This is a genomic window from Cryobacterium sinapicolor (assembly GCF_004403465.1).
Classification (GTDB): Bacteria; Actinomycetota; Actinomycetes; order Actinomycetales; family Microbacteriaceae; genus Cryobacterium; species Cryobacterium sinapicolor.
The window spans coordinates 25195-43888 of sequence record NZ_SOGQ01000042.1; the positions used below are offsets into that span (position 1 = coordinate 25195).

19 protein-coding genes are annotated in these 18694 nt (G+C 69.0%); 6 read left to right on the top strand and 13 right to left on the bottom strand.

Annotated elements, in window-relative coordinates:
• The first annotated feature begins 37 nt into the window (after window positions 1–37).
• From E3T28_RS08540 to E3T28_RS08545, 3 genes are all read left to right on the top strand, one after another.
• Window positions 38–751, top strand: a complete 714-nt coding sequence (locus tag E3T28_RS08540) for an SOS response-associated peptidase (protein ID WP_134429762.1) — start codon at window positions 38–40, stop codon at window positions 749–751.
• Window positions 752–820: 69 nt separating this feature from the next.
• Window positions 821–985 carry a hypothetical protein gene (locus tag E3T28_RS16845; RefSeq protein WP_166786969.1) on the top strand — a complete coding sequence of 55 codons (165 nt, stop codon included), beginning with the start codon at window positions 821–823 and terminating at the stop codon, window positions 983–985.
• A 30-nt stretch (window positions 986–1015) separates the two neighbouring features.
• On the top strand, window positions 1016–1861 hold the full coding sequence (locus tag E3T28_RS08545; protein WP_134429763.1) for an SMP-30/gluconolactonase/LRE family protein: 846 nt from the start codon (window positions 1016–1018) through the stop codon (window positions 1859–1861).
• Window positions 1862–1870: 9 nt separating this feature from the next.
• On the opposite strand, the gene E3T28_RS08550 is transcribed toward E3T28_RS08545, so the two are convergent.
• A complete protein-coding gene (locus E3T28_RS08550) occupies window positions 1871–2518 on the bottom strand; it encodes a DUF1345 domain-containing protein (protein ID WP_134429765.1) in 648 nt (215 codons plus the stop codon).
• Between the two features lie 145 nt (window positions 2519–2663).
• Between E3T28_RS08550 and E3T28_RS08555 the strand changes: the two genes are divergently transcribed.
• Window positions 2664–3599 (top strand): DnaJ domain-containing protein, encoded by a 936-nt coding sequence (locus E3T28_RS08555; protein ID WP_134429767.1) that lies wholly within the window; start codon window positions 2664–2666, stop codon window positions 3597–3599.
• Between the two features lie 4 nt (window positions 3600–3603).
• Here E3T28_RS08555 and E3T28_RS08560 read toward each other — a convergent pair whose 3' ends face one another.
• Both E3T28_RS08560 and E3T28_RS08565 read right to left on the bottom strand, forming a co-directional pair.
• Window positions 3604–4479, bottom strand: coding sequence for a hypothetical protein (locus E3T28_RS08560; protein WP_134429769.1), 876 nt, complete (start codon window positions 4477–4479; stop codon window positions 3604–3606).
• A 34-nt stretch (window positions 4480–4513) separates the two neighbouring features.
• The gene (locus E3T28_RS08565; protein WP_134429771.1) at window positions 4514–5365 is read right to left on the bottom strand and encodes a DUF4097 family beta strand repeat-containing protein; all 852 of its coding nucleotides are present in this window, start codon (window positions 5363–5365) and stop codon (window positions 4514–4516) included.
• An 85-nt stretch (window positions 5366–5450) separates the two neighbouring features.
• Between E3T28_RS08565 and E3T28_RS08570 the strand changes: the two genes are divergently transcribed.
• Window positions 5451–5813 carry a hypothetical protein gene (locus E3T28_RS08570; protein WP_134429773.1) on the top strand — a complete coding sequence of 121 codons (363 nt, stop codon included), beginning with the start codon at window positions 5451–5453 and terminating at the stop codon, window positions 5811–5813.
• 207 nt (window positions 5814–6020) lie between these two features.
• The gene (locus tag E3T28_RS08575) at window positions 6021–8363 is read left to right on the top strand and encodes an MMPL family transporter (RefSeq protein ID WP_134429775.1); all 2343 of its coding nucleotides are present in this window, start codon (window positions 6021–6023) and stop codon (window positions 8361–8363) included.
• Here the strand turns inward: E3T28_RS08575 and E3T28_RS08580 are convergent.
• The 10 genes from E3T28_RS08580 to E3T28_RS08625 form a co-directional block, all read right to left on the bottom strand.
• On the bottom strand, window positions 8269–9411 hold the full coding sequence (locus E3T28_RS08580; protein WP_134429777.1) for an XdhC family protein: 1143 nt from the start codon (window positions 9409–9411) through the stop codon (window positions 8269–8271). The two genes, E3T28_RS08575 and E3T28_RS08580, sit on opposite strands and share 95 nt — an antisense overlap.
• A gap of 34 nt (window positions 9412–9445) precedes the next feature.
• On the bottom strand, window positions 9446–10171 hold the full coding sequence (locus tag E3T28_RS08585) for an SRPBCC family protein (protein WP_134429779.1): 726 nt from the start codon (window positions 10169–10171) through the stop codon (window positions 9446–9448).
• Window positions 10171–11442 (bottom strand): vWA domain-containing protein, encoded by a 1272-nt coding sequence (locus E3T28_RS08590; protein WP_134429781.1) that lies wholly within the window; start codon window positions 11440–11442, stop codon window positions 10171–10173. The genes E3T28_RS08585 and E3T28_RS08590 overlap by 1 nt, the downstream gene beginning before the upstream one ends.
• On the bottom strand, window positions 11435–12355 hold the full coding sequence (locus E3T28_RS08595; RefSeq protein ID WP_174844005.1) for an AAA family ATPase: 921 nt from the start codon (window positions 12353–12355) through the stop codon (window positions 11435–11437). Before E3T28_RS08595 ends, E3T28_RS08590 begins: the two co-directional genes overlap by 8 nt.
• Window positions 12352–12990 (bottom strand): nucleotidyltransferase family protein, encoded by a 639-nt coding sequence (locus tag E3T28_RS08600; protein WP_134429783.1) that lies wholly within the window; start codon window positions 12988–12990, stop codon window positions 12352–12354. The genes E3T28_RS08595 and E3T28_RS08600 overlap by 4 nt, the downstream gene beginning before the upstream one ends.
• The gene (locus E3T28_RS08605; protein WP_134429785.1) at window positions 12974–13882 is read right to left on the bottom strand and encodes an XdhC family protein; all 909 of its coding nucleotides are present in this window, start codon (window positions 13880–13882) and stop codon (window positions 12974–12976) included. The genes E3T28_RS08600 and E3T28_RS08605 overlap by 17 nt, the downstream gene beginning before the upstream one ends.
• 13 nt (window positions 13883–13895) lie before the next feature.
• Window positions 13896–16289, bottom strand: coding sequence for an aerobic carbon-monoxide dehydrogenase large subunit (locus tag E3T28_RS08610; protein WP_134429787.1), 2394 nt, complete (start codon window positions 16287–16289; stop codon window positions 13896–13898).
• Entirely contained in the window at window positions 16286–16801 is a 516-nt protein-coding gene (locus E3T28_RS08615) for a (2Fe-2S)-binding protein (protein WP_134370161.1), read from the bottom strand. The genes E3T28_RS08610 and E3T28_RS08615 overlap by 4 nt, the downstream gene beginning before the upstream one ends.
• Before the next feature lie 4 nt (window positions 16802–16805).
• Window positions 16806–17684, bottom strand: coding sequence for an FAD binding domain-containing protein (locus tag E3T28_RS08620; protein ID WP_134429789.1), 879 nt, complete (start codon window positions 17682–17684; stop codon window positions 16806–16808).
• Window positions 17685–17998: 314 nt separating this feature from the next.
• Window positions 17999–18637: a TetR/AcrR family transcriptional regulator gene (locus tag E3T28_RS08625; RefSeq protein WP_134429791.1), complete on the bottom strand. Its 639-nt coding sequence runs from the start codon at window positions 18635–18637 to the stop codon at window positions 17999–18001.
• Window positions 18638–18694: the final 57 nt, after the last annotated feature.

The window sequence follows — 18694 nt, forward strand, 5'->3', positions numbered from 1 at the left end:
GACCGGTGGTGTCGGCGGCCGGTAGTAGCCTGTCCCCATGTGCGGTCGATTCATCATCACGGATACGGCGTCCGATCTCGCCGCGATGTTCGACGTCGAGCACGAGGGCGTGAACCTGCCCGAGCCGTCCTGGAACATCAAACCCACCGAACAGATCCCGATCGTGCTCGAGTCCGCTAAGGCCGGGCCGGTCGTGCGCCGGCTCGAGGCCGCGCGCTGGTCCCTGGTCCCCTCCTTCGCGACGGAGCTGCAGGCATCTTTCCCCACATTCAACGCACGCGCCGAAACGGCGGCGGAGAAGCCCACCTTCAAGAGTTCGGTCGTCTCACGGCGCGCGCTTGTGCCGGCCACCGGTTACTACGAGTGGCGCACGGTCGGCGGCATGAAGACCCCGTACTTCATCTATTCCGACGACGGCCTGCCGCTGGCCTTCGCCGGACTCTATGCCTGGTGGCGCAACCCGGCCCTGGCTGATGACGACCCGGCGCGGTGGGTGTTGTCGGCGACGATTCTGACCCAGGACGCCGAGGGCCCGGTGGCCGACCTCCACGATCGGATGCCCGTGATCCTGGCCGAGGAATGGTGGGACCAGTGGCTCGACCCTCACACCAGGGGGGACCAGTCGCTGATCGACGCCGCGGTGGCCGCCTCCCGGGAGGCGGACGAGAGCCTGCGATTCCACGAGGTCGCCCCGGTGCGGGGTGACGGCCCGGAACTCATCGAACCGGTCGGGGCGCCGTCGTCGGTCTGACGTTCGACCGGGTACGCTCGTTTCATCGGCCCGGCGACCAGTGCGGGCACCGCTCGAAAGGATCGCACCATGAACGCCGTCGCCTTCACCGTCGCAATGGCCATCTTCGTCTTCGGTCTCTGGCTGTTCGGGTTCGCGTTCGAGGTGACGGCGTATCAGCTGCCGATCTTCCTCGGCGGCATCCTCTGCGTCTCCCTCGCCGTGGCCATTCCGGTGCAGATCCTTCGCGACTAGCACGCACACACCGGCTCCGGAGGGCGCACCGTGCGTGCCAGCCAGAGGACAGATCCCGTGGCCTTCCACGCCGAGGGCCCCGTCTGGTCCCAGCAGTGGGGTGGGCTGCGCTGGGTGGACATGTTCACTGGCGACATACTCTCCCTGCACGGGGACACCGTGAGCCGGCGCCACGTCGGCACGCTCGCCGCGGCGCTTCCGCCCCGGAGCGCCGGCGGCGCCGTCATCGCACTCGAACACGGATTCGCACTCGAGGACTCCACGGGCAACATCATCGAGCTGAGCGCGCTCTGGGACGACCCCGGACTGAGGATGAACGAAGGTGGCTGTGACCCGGACGGCCGCTTCTACTGCGGTTCCATGGCCTACGACCAGGCTCCGGGGGCGGGAAGCCTTTACCGGCTGGATCCGGACGGCACCGTGACGACGGTCCTCGAGAACCTCACCATCTCGAACGGGCTGGAATGGAGCCCGGACGGCTCCCTGGCCTACTTCAACGACACGCCGACCGGCCGCATCGCCGTGCTCGACTACAGCCGGGAGTTCGGCCTGACCGGCCTGCGACCCTTCGTCGAGATTCCGGCCGAGGCGGGCTACCCCGACGGGCTGACGGTGGACAGCCAGGGTTGCGTGTGGGTAGCCCTCTACGGCGGGAGCGCCGTGCGCCGCTACATGCCCGACGGCCGACTCGATGCGATCGTCGAGGTCGGCGCCACCAACGTGACCGCGTGCACCTTCGGCGGTCCGGAGCTGAAGCAGCTTTTCATCACCACCTCGCGGGAGAATCGGGGCCCCGATCAGGACCCGCTGGCCGGGTCGCTGTTCATGGCCGAGGTCGGCGTCGCCGGTCGCCCGGTGCGGGAGTTTGCCGGCTGAAACGACACATCACCGAAGCAGACCGGCTACCAGGTTGATCAGGGTCGCCAAGATGAACGAACCGAACAGGTACGAGAGCAGGCTGTGGCGCAGCGCCGTCATCCGGATCGCGTGCGACTGCAGGCTGGTGTCGGACACTTGGAACGTCATCCCGATGGTGAAGGCCAGATAGGCGAAATCACCGTAGCGGGGAGGCGAGGCCTGATTGAAATCGACCCCTCCGTCAGGACCGGAGTAATACAACGAGGCATAGCGGAGCGTAAACAGTGTGTGCACCAGAATCCAGGAGAGCCCGACGCTGAGCACCGCGGCCGCGGCCATGATCCCCCGTTCGGTGCCGGACGTGGCAGGGGTCTCCACCAGGAGGAAGACCAGGGCGCCGAGGCTGCCCAGGCTGCTCAGAAGAATCAGGATGTCGGCCGCGCCTCGGGACGGATCTTCCTGAGTGGCATGGCTGGCCGTGTTCTCCACATTCATGGGGCCGATGATGAGCCATACCCAGGTTACATACGTCACGCACGCCGCCGCCCAGCCTGCGACAGGCGCCAGTGTCCAGTTCGCGGCCGTGCCGACCAGGGCTGCGGCAAGGACACCCGCAGTCAGCATGCCGAGGAGTCGGGTACTCGAACGGTGGAGCCGTCGGCTGCGCGTGGTCATATGCCGATCGTGCCATGAATTCAGGTGCCGCCGGTCCGAGGCACGAAGCGTGTCCGGCGAGATGCCAGCCAGGGTCGGTAGGGTGTTGTAACGATTGGCCGGCTGCTCCACCGCCGGCCGCACTAACGCTGAAAGAGACCGCTGGATGTCAGATAGCCCGGCCGCGGCGTCGCCCTACGAGGTGCTCGGCGTCAGCCCGTCGACGAGTGACGAGGAACTTCGTCGCGCCTACCGTCGCCTGCTGCGCCACACGCATCCGGATGTCGGCGGAGACGCCGCCGCCTTCCACACCGTGCAGATCGCGTGGGAACGGGTGGGAACCCCGGCCGATCGCGCCGACTACGACCGCCGGCGGTATCCGGACTCGGACCCCGAGCCCGAACGCCCTGCCTATGCCTCAGGGGCCGGCCGAGGACAGGCCGCGCAGGCGGGGCCACGGGCGCGCATGTACGGCCATCCGGGCGGTGAGGCACGCCAGCGCTACCTCGATCTGCTCCGGGAGTGGGCCGGGCGGGGAACCTCCATCGAGGACCCGTTTGCCCCCGCGCTCATCCGTTCGGCGCCACGGGAGATCCGGCACTGGCTGGCGAAGGCCCTGGCCGAGGAATCGACCGCGCAGCTCGTCTCCGCCCTCGGGATCGGCTTCACGGCCTGGCATGACGTGGCGGCCGGCGCGCACGGAGGCAAGGTCGATCACGTGGTTCTCGGTCCGGCCGGTCTCTTCGCGGTCCTGTCCGAGGACTGGGGTGGGCCGGTGCAACTGCGCCGCGGGGAGCTCGTCGGTGATGCGCTCGGTTCGGATGACCGCCCGATCGAAGACGTCGAGGGTGCCGTTCGGGCTCTGGCGAAGTCACTTCGGGTTCGGTTCACTGCCGTGTTGATCGTGCTGCCCGACGAGGCCCTGACGGATCTGCTGACGGTCCCCGGCCGCGGCCGGCGCCCGACCGTGATCACGCTGCCTCGGTCCCGGTTGATCGGAGTGCTGCGCAGTGGGCTGCCCGGAATCGACCGCGGCAGTTTTGAGAAGGTGTTCGAGCTGCGGAGCCGCCTGCAGGACGGCATCCGCTTCATTTCGGACTAGCCCCTCAGCGCAGGCCCAGCTTGTCGACCCAATACCCCAGGAATTCCGCTCCGGCCGCGTCGTGGATCAGGGAACCCTCCACGATCACGGGGTAGGGGCGCTCGAGAATGCCGTCGGAGGGTCGCACGTCCACATGCGAGACGTCGTAGCCGGCTGCATGCAGGTGGTCGGCCATCAGGTAGTCACTGCGCGAGTCCCCGACCGATCGCCAGACACGGGGGAGGTCCCCCGATTCGGAGAAGAAGGCCAGCGCCCGCTCCGCGCCGCGGTCCTTGTCCAGGGTGACCGACTCGATGTCGGTCGAGATGATCGTCGGGTCGATCCGGAATCCCACAGTGCCGGCCTGGTCCGGCACCACTCGATCACCGAAACGGATTCCCAGGCCGAGTTCCACCATCACCGAGAATGCGGCCTCGTTGAACACCGCCGCGGCGCCCTGGTAGCGGCCGTGGTCGGCATCCGTGCGCTGCTCGACCGAGACCATGGCCTGCTTGGTCTCGTCGAAGAACATCGTGTCGTCGAACCGGTCGACCACGAGGTTGCGGAGCCGGTCGACGGCGACGGCCGGCAGGGCCACGCTGTCGTCGACGACGATCTCGCCCATCCCCGCGGCCGTGATCGGGAACCAGACGGCCCCCTTCTCGCAGACCCCGTACATCCGCATCGACTCGGGCAGGCCGGCCGCGCGAAGGGGCGCGACGACCTGCTCGCGGATGAAGGTCGACGAGCGCCCGGTGATGAACGCGATCGGAACGTTGGCTCCGGCCAGGCTGATCAGGTCCGTGATGATGCTGGGCGTGGCAATGGTTCGGGTCACCGGACTGGCGATCGGCCCGTCCACGTCGAGCAGCAGGCCAAGGGGAGAGGGTGTTTCGCGCATACCCCAGTGTTTCACGGGCGCACACTCTGACCGGTCAGCGGACTCCGACCGTCACCTTCCCGTTGGTGGTCGCCGCGGTGACGGATCGCCGGGAGGACGGGTCGCTCGGGACCGATCTGCTGTCGATCTCGCCGTTGGTCGTGCGGGCGTCCACCCGGTACGTCACCCCGTCCGCCGGCAGCCGCACCGTGATCGCGCCGTTGGTGCTCCGGGCCTGAACCGTGGAAGGCGGGTCGAGGAAGTCGAGCGCGACCCCGCCATTGGTAGTCGTGGCGGCCACCCGTCGGGAGCCGGAGTCGCGCACGTCGATCGCCCCGTTGGTCGTTCGAAGTTCGAGGTCGCCCCGGCTGCCGTCGGTCGTGATGGCTCCATTCGTCGTTTCCAGGGTCAGGGCCCCGGTCAGGCCGGTCGCGGTGAGACGTCCGTTCCGGGCGACGACGTTCAGCGGCAACGCTGTGGGGAGGCGCACTGTCAGCTCGACCGAGCAGAAACCGAACCACCGACCGGGGCAGCCGCCGGAGATGCTGGTGACGCCGGCCTCGGTGGTGACCCGCAGCGACGGTGCCGCGCCGACATAGGTGCCGCGAGCCTCGACGTACACCCGATCGTCCGGGCTGGGCCGCAGGTCGACGGATGCGTTGGGCACCGTGGCAAGAACCCGCGGGCCGGCGTCGACAATCTGGGTATCCGCGTAGGTCCCGCCGAGGCTTCCCCCGCGCAGGACTGTCCCGATCACGACCACACCGACCACGATCGCCACGGCGACCACGGACAGCGTCACGATCAGCGCGGTTCGGCTGCCCGAGGACATCCGCGTGCCGGACGGCGGCCGGGTGGGCGGCTGCGCGAGTGGTTGTGCGTGCGGCGGGAGCGGCGTCTCGGTCATCGCGGGCCTCCAAACGGTCGAGCGGCGAGGGGCGTGCCGCTGCCGACGAGGATACCCGGCCAGGGAACGCCTATTCTTGAACACGATGATTACGCGACGAATGGCGGCCCTGCGCCTTGATATCCCGATCGAGATGGCGCAGCGCCACGAACTGCCCTCCCGGATGTCGGAGGCCGAACTGGTCGAGATCGAGCGCAACCCGCCGCCATGGCTCGTGCAGTCCCGGGCCAACCGCACCGGCAAGAAGCCGGTCTGGGTGGAACTCCGCTGCGACGTCTGCGGCTTCACCGAGGCCGCTCGGCCCAAGAAGTGGTGGCCCGCCTTCACCTACTTGACCTGCGACTACCACGGCTCCGAGGAATTGCCGGATGCTGCGGTCGGACTCAGCCGCTCCGAGGTCGACGGTATCGGCAACGCCTTCATCGGAGTCGTCGACGAGGCACCCTAGGCCGGGCTGGAACCAATTCGACGGAGATTTTGGCTCAAACACCCGGTTTTGAGCCGAAATGCGGTGTCTGGCGCAAAATCTCCGTCGAATTCGTGAGGGGAGAGTACACCTCGCCGGGTGCGTCCCCGTGCACCCGGCTGGTGTCGGTCAGCCCGCTCAGCCGGGGTAATTTGGCGGTAGCCGCCTGAGACCGGAGGACTTCTGACCATGCTGCGCACCCTGGGTGTTTTCATCGCCCGTCACCGGTTTACCTCCCTGCTGGTCTGGGCGTGCACGATCGCCGCGTGCGTGGCGACCGCACTGTTCGGGATAACCGGTGAGAGCCTGTTCCAGCGGCTCTCCAGTGCCGGTCCCACCGTCGAGGGTGACGCGAGCCAGGCCGCCGACCTGCTGCAGGGCAACGACGGCGAAGACACGGTGTCCCTGTCCCTGCTCGTCCACGGGGTCGACCTGTCCGCGCCGGATCTGGCCGCAATCCTCACTGCGGCCACGACCGACCTGACCGAGATCGACGGGGTGTCCGGCGTCGCTGATCCGCTCGCCGTCCCGCCGCTCCCGGACGGCGCGCCGAACCCGGCTGCGGTGCCCCTCCTGGCACCAGACGGCACCGGACTGCTGCTGAACGTCCAGATGGAGGCACCCGACGGTGATCTCAGCGGTGAGCTGCTGGGGGAGGTGGAGGACCGGCTGGCCGTGGCGGCCGTCGACGTGCGGCAGATCGAGCCGGGAGCCACCGTGGAGGTCGGCGGAACCCCGCTGCTGGTGGAATCCCTGGTGGCGGTCGCCGAGGCCGACCTGCGGAAGGGCGAACTGATCGCGTTACCCATCGCCCTGCTGGTGATGCTGATCATCTTCGGCGGTTTCCTGGCGGCCGGCATTCCCCTGATCGGGGCGCTGGCGTCGATCGCCGGGGCTCTCGGGGCCCTCTACGTCTTCAGCTACCTGATGGAGATCGACACCACGGTGCTCAACGTCATCACCGTGATCGGGCTGGGACTCTCCATCGACTACGGGCTGCTGATCGTCAGCCGGTTCCGGGAGGAATTCCGGGCCCTCGTGGAACGGGCCGGCGATAGTGAGGCCCGCTCGGAACGGCACGAGCGTATGCTTCAGGCCGTGGGCGTGACGGTCGACACGGCCGGCCGCACGGTGCTCTACTCCGGCCTGACCTTCGCCATAGCCACGGTGGGCCTGCTGGTCTTCGAACCGACGATCATCCGGGCCATCGCCATCGGCGCAGTCTCCGTGGTGCTGATCGCGATCCTGACGGCGCTCGTGCTCGTGCCGGCGCTGCTCGGGTATTTCGGCGAACGACTCGTGAAGCCGGGCCTGCTGACCCGCGTCCCCGGTCTCGGCCCCCTCCTGACCCGCTTTGGCGACGTCGCCCCCCGGGAAGGCGTCTTCTCCCGGCTGACCCGCCGGGTGCAACGGGCGCCCGTGCTCGTGTCGCTGGGCGGCATCGCCCTGCTCCTCCTGCTCGGGAGCCCCGCCCTGAACATCACCGTGGCCAGCGGCGGCGCCGACGCCATCCCGAAGGCCTCGACCCAGTACGGGTTCGTCGCGGCGCTGAACCACTACTTCCCCCTCGCCACCGCCCCGCTCGTGCAACTCGTCTCGGACACCGACGAGGGATCCGCCGCGGCCTGGGCCTCGGCGGTGGCGACGCTGCCGAACGTCACGGGCACGACACCGCCGGTGGAAGTCAACGGCTACTGGGTGTCGCGGGTCGGCGTCGAGCAGAACGAAGGTCCGGCCGTCGTGCGGGAGATCCGGGACGACCGGCCCGACTTCGAAAACTGGGTCGGTGGCACGGATGCCGCGTCGGTCGACTACGTCGACTCCCTGGTCGTCAGCGCCCCCTGGGCTGCCCTGATCATCGCCGGCGCCACGTTCCTGCTGCTCTTCCTGATGACCGGTTCCGTGGTGGTCCCGCTCACCGCCCTCGTGATCAGCGTCATCTCGCTCGGCGCCTCCGTGGGCATCCTGGTCTGGGGATTCCAGGAGGGAAATCTCGCCGGGCTGCTCGACTTCGACGCCGACACGATCGCCGGCGTGGACCCTCTGGTCCTGACCCTCGTGCTCACCTTCGGCTTCGGTCTGGCCATGGACTACGAGATGTTCCTCCTCGCCCGGATCAAGGAGCACCACGACGCCGGGGAGAGCACGCGCTTGGCGATCGTGACGGGTCTGCAGAGCTCGGGCCGGATCATCTCCTCCGCGGCCCTGATCATCGTGATCGTCTTCGCCGGGTTCGCCACCGGCAACCTGCTGCAGATGAAACAGATCGGAGTCGCCCTGGCCGTGGCCGTGCTTCTGGATGCGACCCTCGTGCGCACCATCGTGGTGCCCGCCGTGATGACCGCACTCGAGAAGGGACTGTGGTGGGCGCCCCGGTGGATGCATCCGATCCACGCTCGCTTCGGGATGCGGGAGAAGTCGCGGGAGCCGGCTGCCACTACACCGGGGCCGGTTCGTCCACGTCGTCGTGATGGATCCGGTCGGCCAGGCTGCCCAGCGGCTCGCCGCTGCCGCCCCACTGCCGGGCGATGATCTCCGCGGCGATGGACACGGCCGTCTCCTCCGGAGTGCGGGAGCCGAGGTCCAGCCCGATCGGGCTGTGCAGCCTCGCCAGGTCCGTCTCGCCCAGACCGGCCTCGCGAAGCCGGGCCAGCCGGTCCTCGTGGGTGCGCCGCGAGCCCATCGCTCCGATGTAGGCGAACGGGCCATGGGTCAGGGCCACCTCGAGGAGCGGCACGTCGAATTTCGGGTCGTGGGTGAGCACGCAGACGACACTGCGCTCGTCCAGGAGCCCGGCCTCGACCTGCTCGGTCAGGTAGCGGTGCGGCCAGCCGACGACGACTTCGTCGGCGTCCGGGAAGCGGGCCGAAGTGGCGAAGACCTCCCGGGCGTCACACACGGTGACGCGATAGCCGAGGAAGGAAGCCAGCCGGGCCAGAGCGGCGGCGAAATCGATGGCGCCGAACACCAGCATCCGTGGGCGCGGGGCATAGCTGTTAACGAAGACCTGCATGCCCGCACCACGTCGCTCGCCGTCGGGACCGTAGGTGAGGGTGCTGTTGCGCCCGGCGGCGAGCAGCCCGCGGGCGTCGTCGCTGACCGCCCGGTTGGCGCGGTCCGAGCCCAGGTCGCCGGTGGAGCCGTGCGGCCGGATGACCAGGTGCCGGCCCAGCCGGCTGGGATCAGGGTGCTCGATCACGGTCGCGACCCCCACCGGAACCGAATCGGCGATGTCCTGCTCCACGGCGGCCAGCTCCGGGAAGCTCACCCGGCTGACGGGCTCCACGAAGACGTCGAGGATTCCGCCGCAGGTCAGACCCACGGAGAAGGCGTCGTCGTCACTGATGCCGTAGCGCACGAGCACCGGCCGCCCGCCCTCGATGACCTCGGTCGCGAGGTCGTAGACGGCACCCTCGACGCAGCCGCCGGAGACCGATCCGACCACGGCGCCGTCCGCGGTCACCAGCATCGACGCTCCCGCCGGTCTGGGGGCGGACTGGAAGGTGCGCACGACGGTGGCTAGTCCGGCGACGCCGCCGGACTGCCATCCCGTCAGTAACGGATTCAGGACCTCACGCACGGGGACTGACCCTTCCGGTTACGCTCATCCGGGCCTACCGGCCGCCGGCGCGGCGGCCGAGGCGATAGGCGACGAACGCAACCGCGGCGATCACGCAGAGAAGCTTCGGCAGGCTGCTGAGCTGGTCCAGGACGATGCCCTTAGCCAGTTCGAACGCGTTCAGGCTGGTCTCGGCGGCGGCGGCCGCTTGGGGCGGGCGCGGTGCGGGAGTCGTCGTGATCGGCGGTGCCGGTGGTGCGGCGGCCGCCGATTCCGTCGTGTCGGTGCCCGCTCCGGCGACCTGCCCGGCTGCGGGCTCCGCCTGGTCCGGAGCCGGACCCGCGACCATAGCCTGCAGGTTCTCGGCGAAGAGGGACATCATCTGGTCCGTGACGCTGCCGATGATGCTGCGCCCCATCGCGGCTACCTTGCCGGAGAGGCCCACGTCGGCACTGACCGTGCCCAGGGTTCGACCCTCCGCCTCGACGAGGGTGAGGGTGGCCGTTCCCTGCGCCGTGCCCTGACCGCGGGTCTCCTGAGCGCGCCCCTCGAACACGGCGCGATGCGCGTCGCCATCCCGCTCGAGAACGGTCATCTGGCCTCTGTATTGCATGGTCACCGGACCCAGTTTCACTTTCATTCCGACCTGATAGGCGTCGTCCGAAAGCTTGTTCAGCACCTGTGCCCCCGGCACGCAGCCGGCGACACGTTCGAAGTCCATCAGAGTCTTCCACACCTCGTCGATCGGTGCGGCGACGGAGAACGTGCTGTTGATGTCCATTATCGGGTCCTCGTATTCTCGTGTGTGTCCGAACGGTCGGCGCGAATCGCCGCCGCCACTTCAGCCAGGGCCGCATAACTGTGGCCGCTGACGAATGCGTCCACAAACGGCAACGCGGCCGCCATGCCGCCCACCACCGGCTGGTAGTCGAGGGCGACCTTCCTCGGGTTGACCCAGACGATGCGGTAGGCCAGGCGACGCAGGCGGGCCATCTGGGTACGCACCGAATCCGGGTCGTCCAGGGCCCACCCGTCCGAGATGATCACGATGACCGCCCCGCGGGCGAGGCCGCGCCGACCCCAGGTATCCGTGAAATGACGGATGCTCTCCGCCAGCCGCGTGCCGCCCGCCCAGTCCTGGGTGCTGGCGGCCGCCCGGGCCAGAGCCTGGTCCGGGTCGCGCACCGCGAGCTGACGAGTCAGCCGTGTCAATCCGGTCGAGAAGATGAAGGCCTCCGCCTCGGCCGCGGCGACTGCGCCCTGCAGGAGCGACAGGAACACCCGCGTATACGGCTCCATCGATCCGGATACGTCACACAGCAGAATCAGGCGGCGCAATCGCGTGCGCCGGCGCCGGTAGACCAGGCGCACCGGCTCCCCACCGGTGTGCTGCGCCGCCCGTGCCGTTCGGCGCAGGTCCAGTCTCGGGGCGCTCCAGATGGTCTTCCTGGTGCGGCGGCTGACGCGTTCCGGCGTGGCGAGGGCGATCCGGCGCACGAGCTGACGCATCCGGGCGACCTCGTCCGGGGCCAGATCTGCAAAGGATTTCTGGTGCAGGCGCTCCTCGGCGGCCGCCGTCACCAGGATCGTGTCCCGCTCCGGCGCATCCGGGTCAATCGAGCCGTCCCCGCCCGGGGTCAGGGCCGGCGGCTGGGGCAGCAGCACCGGTTCCGCAGCGACCGCCGGCCGGTTGTCCGACGCGGTCGGCCGGGTGCGGGGTTCGGCGCCGATCGACGGCGGCGCGTTCTGGTCGCCGCGGAAATCCGCCGGGTCGAGGGTGCCGGCGAACACGGCGTCGAAGACCGCGTCGAATACGGGCACCTGCTCCCGGGACGAGACCAGGACCACCCGGCACGTCCAGTACAGCGGGTCGCGCGCATGCGGCGGAACCAACCGGAGGGCCTCCGCCAGCCGGGCGGCACGGTCCGGGGAACTCGGGACGCCCGCGCGGCGCAGCGCCGCGCTGAACCCGACCGCCAGTGCGGCCGCTTCGACGCTGGTCCGGCCGGCCCCGGACCGGTCGACGAGGCCCGGCGAAGCCAGGTCAGCCATGGTCGCCCACCAGCCACGCGGCCCCGCGGCCGAGCGCCAGATCGAGGTCGTCGCGGTTCTTCAGAATCGATCCCCAGGTCTGATCCACGCCTTCGGCGTCGAGCTGGCCGACGCCGAGCACGCTCAGGGCCGAGACCCAGTCGATGGCCTCGGCGATCCCCGGTGGCTTCGCCAGGTCCAGGGAGCGCAGCCGGGTGATGGCCGACGCCGCCTGCAGGGCGATCGGTGCGGCGCTGTCCGGCACCCGGCGGCGCACGATCTCGGCGATCCGCTGCGGCGTCGGATAGTCGATCCAGTGGTACAGGCACCGCCGGGTCAGGGCATCGTGCAGGTCACGGGTGCGGTTGGAGGTCAGGATCACGATCGGCGGATGCGTGGCCCGCACCGTGCCCAGCTCGGGGATCGTCACGGCCGCCTCGGCCAGCAGCTCAAAGGTGAAGGCCTCAAATTCGGCATCGGCCCGGTCGATCTCGTCGAGGAGGAGCACCGCCGGCCGGGGCCCGCGGTGCTCGATGGCCTGCAGGAGTGGGCGGCGCAGCAGATACTCCGGGCCGAACAGTTCCGTCTCGGCTAGGTTGGCCTGGCGGGCCTCGGCCAGCCTGATGCCCAGCAGCTGGCGCGGGTAGTTCCACTCGTAGAGCGCCTCGCCCGCGTCGATGCCCTCGTAACATTGCAGCCGGAACAGGGGCGTATCCAGCACCCGGGCCAGCGCCTTGGCGGCCTCAGTCTTGCCGACGCCGGGCTCACCCTCCAGCAGGATAGGCTGCGGCAGGCGCACCGCCAGGAACATCGCGGTGGCGAGGCCCTCGTCGCCCAGATAGTCGACCGCGTCCAGGGCGTCCAGCAGGGCAGGCACGTCGGGGATCATCCGGCGAACCTCGTCCTCGGCTCCCGTGCGAGCGGCACCGGTCATTGTTTCTGTCCTGACTGCGCCGGTCCCGACCGTGCCTGCCCCGATTCGGCGAGCGCCCGCTGATAGTCCGCCTCGGTGTCGATGTCCAGGGGGATCGGTCCCGCCACGACGACTTCGCACACCTCGGCGGCACGCTGCTCCAGGAGCGCCCAGACCGCCTTGTCACCGTGGAGCGCGGCCAGGTCCGGGTGCACCGATCGGTCGAAGGCGAACGGATGTCCCACGCCGTCGACGTAGCGGCACACGGCGAGGTGAGAATCGCCCCGGCCCTCCAGCAGGCGTTGCACGGTCTCCGGGCGCACACCGGGCTGGTCGCCCAGCAGAAGCACCAGCACGTCGGTGTCCGGGTGAAGTGCCTGGATGGCGGCCGCGATCGATGAGGAGCAACCGGCACCGGACGCGGGATTGATGACGACGTCGCAGCCGTCGGTGTCCACGCTCTGCCGGACGGCGTGCTCCGCTCCGCCCAGGGCCAGCAGGATCTGGTCGAAGCCGCTTGCCCGTGCGATTGCGAGAACCGCATCCAGGAGCACCCCGTCGCCGTAGGGGAGGAGCTGTTTGGGTCGGCCCAACCGACGTGACTCCCCGGCGGCCAGGATCAGCCCGGCAATGCGTGGTTCATGTGGCGACGACATACCGCACCGGATCGGCGAGGAAGCTGCGGCGGCAGGACTCGGAACAGAAGTAGACGGTTTCCCCGTCGTGCGGTGCCCGCGGCGTCGAATCCCCGAGGGTGACGGACATGCCGCACACCGGGTCGACGACGACGGGAACCGTGTCCGGGGAAGGTGCCTGTGCCGCCGGCCACTTGGCCCGCTCGGCGACGAGCTGGGCCAGGATGGACAGCGCGATCTCGGCGGGGGAGCGGGCACCGAGCTGCAGCCCGGCCGGGCTGTGTACGAGCGCCCGCTGTTCCTCCGTGACGTTGAGGGAGGCCAGCACGGCGGCGCCCCGGGCCTGGCTGGCGACCAGGGCGATGTAGGGCACCTCGGCGTTCAGGGCGGCCTCGAGGACGGGCTCCTCGTCACGCCCGTGCGACGCCACGATCAACGCCGCGTCGTCTGTCCGAGGCAACGCATCGGCTCCCACCGTGCGGTGCATCTCCAGACCCAGCGGGCGCCCCAGGGCCACGAGGGCCTGTGCCACCGGCGTCGTTCCGATGACCAGCACCCGTGGCGCGGGCACGGACGGCTCGAGGAAGATCTCGACGGCGCCGCCGCTGAGGCACGGGTTCGACACCTGCACGGCTCCCTCCTCGCGCACCTGGGATGGTTCGCCCGCCACAACGCGCAGCAGGAGGGGCTCGTGGGCGGCCAGACTCTTCAGACCGTATTCCCGCACCGACGCTTCCACACAGGCGCCGCCGACGAATCCCTCGAGCGTGCCGTCGGCCAGCAGCAGGCCGGTGTCCCCGGCCCGGGCGCTCGTGGGATGCTGGGCGCGCACCACGGTGGCGCGCACGAACGGCTCCCGGTTTACTGCCAGTGCCCGAGCCCTCTCCGCGAGGGCGTCTCTCATTTCCGTCATGGCGACCCGCGGATCAGATCGGCGGGCGTGGCCGGCCCTGCATGGCCTCCCAGACCCGGGCGGGGGTGCACGGCATATCCATGTGCGTGATGCCGAAGGGCGCGAGGGCGTCGACCACCGCGTTGACGATGGCCGGTGGCGACCCGACGGTGGCGGACTCGCCGATGCCTTTCGCTCCGATCGGGTGGTGCGGCGACGGGGTCACGGTGAACCCGGTCTCCCAGTCCGGCACCTCCAGAGCCGTGGGGATGAGGTAGTCCATGAAGGTGCCGCCGAGGTTGTTGCCCTCCTTGTCGAACTCGATGAACTGCATCAGGGCCATGCCGACCCCGTCGGTGAGGCCGCCGTGCACCTGCCCCTCGATGATCATCGGGTTGATCCGGGTGCCGCAGTCGTCGACGGCGATGAACCGGCGCACCGTGACGTGACCGGTACCGGGGTCGACGTCCACCACGCAGATGTAGGCGCCGAAGGGGAAGGTCAGGTTCGGCGGATCGTAGGTGACCTCGGCATCGAGGTTGCCGTCGATCCCTTCCGGCAGGGTGACCGTGCCATGCGCGCCCATCGCGATCTCCGCCATGGTCTTGCCGACGCTTGGGTCGCCCTTGACGAACCAGCGGCCCTTCTCCCATTCGAGGTCTTCGGGCCGGGCCTCCAGCATCGCGGCCGCGATGAACTTGGCCTTCTCCCGCACCTTTCGTGCGACCAGAGCCACGGCTGCGCCACTGACGGGGGTCGACCGGCTGCCGTAGGTGCCTAGACCGAACGGGGTCTGGTCAGTGTCCCCGTGCACGACGTCGATGTCTTCCGGGGGGATGCCGATCTCCTCGGCTACGATCTGGGCGAAGGTCGTCTCATGGCCCTGCCCCTGGCTCTGCACCGAGATGCGAACGACGGCCTTTCCGGTGGGATGGATGCGCAGCTCGGCTCCATCCGCCATGCCCAGGCCGACGATGTCCATATGCTTGCGCGGCCCGGCGCCCACGGTCTCGGTGAAGAAGGAGATTCCGATCCCCATCAGCTCGCCGCGAGCGCGCTTCTCCTGCTGTTCGCGCCGCAGGTCGTCGTAGCCGGCCATCTCCATCGACTTGCGCAGCGCCTGCTCGTAGTTGCCCGAGTCGTACTCCCACCCGGTCTTGTTCTTGTACGGGAACTGCTCGGGCTTGATCAGGTTCATCAACCGCAGTTTCGCGGGGTCCATCTCCAGCTTGTGTGCGAGCATGTCCACGAGCCGTTCGACCAGGTAGACCGCCTCGGTGACCCTGAAGGAACAGGCATAGGCGACGCCGCCCGGCGCCTTGTTCGTGTACACGCCGGTCACCTTGCAGTGCGCGGCCTGAAGATCGTAGCTGCCGGTGAAGATGTGGAAGAAACCGGCCGGGTACTTCGTTGGCTGGGCGGTGGCGTTGAAGGCGCCGTGGTCCGCGAGCACGGTCGACCGCACGGCGAGAATCTTGCCGTCCTTCGTGGCGGCGATCTCGCCCTGCATGATGTAGTCGCGGGCGAAGGAGGTGCTCATCAGGTTCTCGGACCGGTCCTCCATCCACTTCACCGGCCGTCCGGTCACGATCGACCCGACGACGGCGAGGATATAGCCGGGGTAGATCCCGACCTTGTTGCCGAAGCCACCGCCGATATCGGGGGAGACGATGCGGATCTTGTGCTCGGGGATGCCCGACACGATCGCGAACAGGGTTCGGTGCGCGTGTGGCGCCTGACTCGTCTCGTACAGGGTCAGCGCGCCTTCGATCGGTTCGAAGTCGGCGACGGCCCCGCAGGTCTCCATCGGTGCCGGGTGCACGCGGGGGTAGACCACCTCTTGGGACACGACGACGTCCGCGGAGGCGAAGACCGCGTCGGTCTCGGCCGAGTTGCCGGCCTCCCAGTCGAAGATGTGGTTGTCGGTGCGGCCCTCAAGGTCATCGCGGATGACGGGGGCGCCGGGGTCGAGGGCCGTGCGCACGTCGATGACCGGCGGCAGCACGTCGTAGTCGACCTCGATCAGCTCGAGTGCGTCGCGCGCTGCGTACCGATCCTCGGCGATCACGAAGGCGACCTCCTGCCCCTGGAATCGCACCTTGTCGGTGGCGAGCACCGCCTGCACGTCGGCGGACAGGGTCGGAGCCCAGGCAAGCTTGAGGCCGAGCAGGTCCTGGCCGGTGATCACGGCCACCACGCCCGGGTGGGCGAGCGCGGCGCTGGTGTCGATCGACACCAGGCGGGCGTGCGCCACGGGGGAGCGCAGGATGGCGCCGTGCAGCATCCCGGGCAGCACGATGTCATCGACGTAGTGCCCCTTGCCCCGCACGAAGCGGGGGTCTTCCTTGCGCTGGATGCGGCCGTAACCGATCGGGCGGTTCTCGTCTCCGGCTGCCGGATTCGCCGCCCGCTCCTCGATGATGGTCATGCCGTCACCTCTTCTCCTGCGTTCTCTTCCATCTCGTCCATTCGGTCCTGCCCCGCGGGGTGGGCCGCCGCCCACTGCACCGAGCGCACGATGGTCGCGTAGCCGGTGCACCGACACATCTGGCCGGAGATCGCCTCGCGGATCTCCCCGTCGTCCGGGTGCGGGTTGTGGTCCAGCAGTGCCCGGGCGGTGAGCATCATCCCCGGCGTGCAGAACCCGCACTGCAGGCCGTGTTCCTCCATGAACCCCTGCTGCACGGGATCGAGCGTGGCCCCGGTGGCGAGACCCTCGACCGTGGTGATGGAATGGCCGTCGGCCATCGCCGCGAGCACCGTGCAGGATTTGACCGGCCGGCCGTCCATCAGCACGACGCAGGTTCCGCAGTTCGAGGTGTCACACCCCCAGTGCGTCCCGGTCAGCCGCAGCTGGTCGCGGATGAAGTGAACGAGCAACACCCGGGGTTCGATCTCCTCGGTGATGTCAGTGCCGTTGATGGTCATGCTGATCTGCATGGACTTAGCCTTCCTGAGCTTCGCCGGCGCGGGCGGCAGCGCGCCGCAGCACCCGCCGGGTGAGTTCGTCGGCAAGGTGCCGCTTGTAGTCGACTGGACCCCGCTGGTCGGCGACCGGGTCGCTCGCCAACGCGGCGAGCCGCCCGGCCGCTACGAACAGTTCTTCCCCCGGCCGGTGGCCGCGCAGCAGGGTCTCGGCCTCGGTCACCGTCCCTTCGATGCCAACGGCGGTCAGACCGATGGTGACGTCGTCGATCGTGCCGTCAGAGGCCAGGGACACCGCTGCTCCCGCCGCGACAACGGCCCAGTCACCGACGCGACGTTCGACCTTCTCGTAGGCGCTGCCCGAGTGGGGGCGGATCGGGAAGCGCACCTCGACGAGGAGTTCGTTGTGAGCCACGGCGGTCTCATAGGGCCCCTTGTGAAAGTCGTGCATGCTGAGCACGCGCTCGCCGCCGGGCCCGCGGATGACCGCCTCCGCCCGCAGAACCTTGCAGACCGTGGAAAGATCTTCGGCGGGGTCGGCCTGGCACAGGGACCCGCCGATGGTTCCGCGGTTCCGCACCGTGGGATCGGCGATCACCCGCTCCGCATCGGCGACGATCGGAAACAGCCGGGCAATCTCGGGAGACTCCAGCAGCGTGGCGTGGCGCGTCATCGCACCGACCCGCAGCGTATTGGCGTCCCGGAGCACGAAGTCCAGTTCGAAGAGCTCGTTGATGTCGATCAGCCATTCGGGTCTGGCCAGCCGGAGCTTCATCATCGGCAGAAGGCTGTGCCCGCCCGCTACGACCCGGGACTCCGGCCCGTGGCGCTCGAGAAGACTGATCGCATCGTCGACGGTGCTGGCGCGCACATAGTCGAAGGAAGCTGGAATCTGCACAGGGGCCTCCACCTCGAAAAGGTGCCCGGCGGCAGCGACGGGGCACGGAATTGTGACACATAGTGCTCCGGGGCCCTCAGGTTGTCAACGCGAATCGGTGCGGCTCCGGGCCACCGCGGAGACGATCGCCCGGCTCGTCATACCCACCAGGCTCGGAAGACGGCCCGGAAACGAGAAAGGCCCCGGCGACGAATCGCCAGAGCCTCTTGCACTGTCTCAACCAGTGCTCGTCCGGTCGCAGCAGAACTGTGACCGGAAGTCTGTGTGTCAGCCTACAGGGCCGGCATCCGGTGCCGGGGCCGGCGCCGTTCGGATCAGGGTTCTGGGTTGTCCCCGGAGTCGAGGGCACCCGGGGGCAGGCCCAACTCGTGTTCGGCGACAGTGCGCACGAGACCGCGCAGCCGCTGCGCATGACCATAGCGCACGACGGCGTGCGCGTTCAGCCCGTCGATGATCGCCAGAAGTTGCCAGGCGACCGCATCCGGGTCGATCGCCCGGAATTCGCCGCGTACGCACCCCGTTTTCAGTAACTCGGCGAGGAACGCCTGCCAGGCGTCCATCTGCGCGCCTACCTCCACCGCGAGTGCAGGGTGGCGTCGGCCGAGGCTCCAGGCATCGAGCCAGACGGCGGTGACCGCGCTGCGCTCGGGTCCGAGCAGCGAGTCGATCAGGGTCTTCAGGGCCGCCACAGATGTCTCGCAGGGTGCCAATTCCTCGGCCACCTCGCTGATCTCGGCCGCGACGATCGCCCCGAACGTTTGCGCCACCAGCGCGTCCATGCTCGGCTGGTAGTGACTGACCAGGGCAGGGGTCACCCCGACGCGGGAAGCAACCGCGCGCAGCGTCAGGGCGGACAGACCCTCGTCGAGGGCGATCTCCTGGGACCTGCGGGCGATTTCCGCGGCCCGTTCGATCGGTGCCTTGCGCCGGGATGCGCTCGGATCGGTTGACATGGAACCTGAGTCTATATATCTTTAATCATCTGTTATTGATCACTTGATCAATTAATT

Coding starts and splice junctions, on each gene's coding strand:
- E3T28_RS08540 (WP_134429762.1), top strand. CDS start 38: ATGTGCGGTCGATTCATCATCACGGATACGGCGTCCGATCTCGCCGCG.
- E3T28_RS16845 (WP_166786969.1), top strand. CDS start 821: ATGAACGCCGTCGCCTTCACCGTCGCAATGGCCATCTTCGTCTTCGGT.
- E3T28_RS08550 (WP_134429765.1), bottom strand. CDS start 2,518: ATGACCACGCGCAGCCGACGGCTCCACCGTTCGAGTACCCGACTCCTC.
- E3T28_RS08555 (WP_134429767.1), top strand. CDS start 2,664: ATGTCAGATAGCCCGGCCGCGGCGTCGCCCTACGAGGTGCTCGGCGTC.
- E3T28_RS08560 (WP_134429769.1), bottom strand. CDS start 4,479: ATGCGCGAAACACCCTCTCCCCTTGGCCTGCTGCTCGACGTGGACGGG.
- E3T28_RS08565 (WP_134429771.1), bottom strand. CDS start 5,365: ATGACCGAGACGCCGCTCCCGCCGCACGCACAACCACTCGCGCAGCCG.
- E3T28_RS08570 (WP_134429773.1), top strand. CDS start 5,451: ATGATTACGCGACGAATGGCGGCCCTGCGCCTTGATATCCCGATCGAG.
- E3T28_RS08575 (WP_134429775.1), top strand. CDS start 6,021: ATGCTGCGCACCCTGGGTGTTTTCATCGCCCGTCACCGGTTTACCTCC.
- E3T28_RS08585 (WP_134429779.1), bottom strand. CDS start 10,171: ATGGACATCAACAGCACGTTCTCCGTCGCCGCACCGATCGACGAGGTG.
- E3T28_RS08590 (WP_134429781.1), bottom strand. CDS start 11,442: ATGGCTGACCTGGCTTCGCCGGGCCTCGTCGACCGGTCCGGGGCCGGC.
- E3T28_RS08595 (WP_174844005.1), bottom strand. CDS start 12,355: ATGACCGGTGCCGCTCGCACGGGAGCCGAGGACGAGGTTCGCCGGATG.
- E3T28_RS08600 (WP_134429783.1), bottom strand. CDS start 12,990: ATGTCGTCGCCACATGAACCACGCATTGCCGGGCTGATCCTGGCCGCC.
- E3T28_RS08605 (WP_134429785.1), bottom strand. CDS start 13,882: ATGACGGAAATGAGAGACGCCCTCGCGGAGAGGGCTCGGGCACTGGCA.
- E3T28_RS08610 (WP_134429787.1), bottom strand. CDS start 16,289: ATGACCATCATCGAGGAGCGGGCGGCGAATCCGGCAGCCGGAGACGAG.
- E3T28_RS08615 (WP_134370161.1), bottom strand. CDS start 16,801: ATGCAGATCAGCATGACCATCAACGGCACTGACATCACCGAGGAGATC.
- E3T28_RS08625 (WP_134429791.1), bottom strand. CDS start 18,637: ATGTCAACCGATCCGAGCGCATCCCGGCGCAAGGCACCGATCGAACGG.